The 1,996-nt window shown below is 44.1% G+C and carries 1 protein-coding gene; it reads right to left on the bottom strand.

The genetic code is table 11. The features are described from left to right. The coding region (locus KDK14_RS19545) for a hypothetical protein (RefSeq protein ID WP_257266888.1) at positions 1 to 1,908 on the bottom strand (1,908 nt) is incomplete at its 3' end. Positions 1,909 to 1,996 lie beyond the last annotated feature (88 nt).

The raw sequence follows: 1,996 nt of genomic DNA, 5'->3' as shown, positions 1-1,996 counted from the left end.
GTTTAAATTAGCCTTGATTGGAACGATCGTAAGGCCGATTCTATCGCCCTGGGGCAGCAGGTGGTAATGTCGTTGTTCAAATAGCCATTGTGAGACCTCCTTACTGTTTTCCACAAAAGCTCCGCCCCCTTTTTCAGCGATCAATAATGGCCATCCTTCTTTATTAAAGCTAAAGCCCATGCTGTTCATAAATTCATTAAAACTATTTCCCATTTTGAATATCATATAAAGCAAACCCAGTTTTTCATAAGTCAGATTTTGGGTGAGCTTTTTCAGCATCGGCATTACCATTGTTTTATTGATAACTTCGCTGGCCAATGCCTGCTCGAGAGTGACCAGCCACTGATGGAAAATCTTGCGATCTTTCATCCGTCGTCTTTTAGCGACGGAAGCTTGCAGATATTTATTGAGTTCCACAACGTCATCTTCTGAGATTATATCCGGCACAAATGCCAGCAATTGCAGCGGGGCCAGTCGTACAGCTGCTCCCCCCCTGATTCCGGGATCACCCAGTATTTGCTGTATTTTTGTGGAACTATGGACCAGGCGGGCCAGCCCGATGATAAGATAGGGAACATTTTTTTGATTACCATGTCCCATGATGGCACTGACAAAACCAGTCAACACCGAAGTATCCATTATTTGTCCGGATGATTTGCAAGCGCCAATGACCAGCAAAAGTCGATGCACTTTTGCTTTGATAGCAAGCTTGTTTTCAGGTGGTGATATATTGGCAAATTCGTCTCTCAGGTCGTCCACTGCACCGAGTAATACCTGCGAATAGACCGGGGTCATGTTAACAATGTTTTTCCTGAGTGCCGTTAGATAAGGGTTCAGCGTTTTTTTGCTTTCAAGGAAAGCAAACCCGTTGCTATCACTGAGCTGTTTGTGCTCTTCAAATTGCGCGGCAAAAGGTACAGGTGCTGTCAATATATCTGCCACGGCATGAATATAACGGCAATAATCAATGGATCCCGATCGTTTCGACAAATAAGCCAGCTCTTTGGCAATATGCCAGATGTTATCTGAGTCGGCACTGAACAGAACAGTTCTAATGTACGACGTTAATTCAGTAATATCAGCCTCCTGTAAAAAACCGGAACAGGCAGCATAAAGGTACAGCAATCTTTTTGCATGGATTTGGAAATCTTTATTATCACGTTTTGATAAATTGCCACTCTGTTCAACTCTCGGGGAAAATTTTTTTTCAATATTGTCCACTTCACTCAACAGCTCTCTGGACAGTTCGTTGTTTTCTGATGCCATGATTTGCCTGATCTGCAGAAGCCTGTCCTTAAGCAGTTGGTCATGGTTTAATGCTGTCATATTCTCATTAATTGCATTAACCGGCAGAAAAGGTGTATCAGAAAAGCCTTGAAACAGGTTCTTTGCCTTCTCGAATCGCATGGATAAAGGAATACACGCATTCAACCAATATTTGGCTGAAAGTGTCTGTGCATACTTTGCGTCACCAGCCAACATAATCTGGAGTTTTTCAGCACAGGTTAAAGAGTTTGTTTCGGATAACTTTGTTGCCATAGTCCTGGAACCTAATCTCATGGACTCGAGAAAAACGGCGCATTGTACCTCTTTGGTTGGTGACATTTCGATTGCCCAGAATTGATATTTATCCCAGAGGTTACTGGCGGTTATCTTTATAGCTTGAGCTTTTGAACGGACAATTTGTGTGGCAATTTCGGGTTGAAGGCTCATCAGCCGTTCAAATAGCTGCTTACTTTCAGGGGTATTGGCGGTCTGTTCTGACAGTGTGGTAGTGCCGTCGTGCAAATGTATTTGACGACCAAGGTACTGAATTGCGCCATTTTCTGCCGAAAAGCCATCAGGTGACTGCATGATCAATGAACTGAGTCGCTGAAGTGTCAGGCCGTTCAGGTTATTTGGATTCATTCTGTTTCCTCGCATAGCCCGGATGTTTCATAAGCTGCCCCGAATCTCGCGCACGACCACATGGATGTGGGAGCCAGGGCGACGCAGG

This window comes from Endozoicomonas sp. ONNA2, assembly GCF_024606365.1.
Taxonomy (GTDB): domain Bacteria; phylum Pseudomonadota; class Gammaproteobacteria; order Pseudomonadales; family Endozoicomonadaceae; genus Endozoicomonas.
This window is presented reverse-complemented; position numbering and strand designations above follow the sequence as displayed.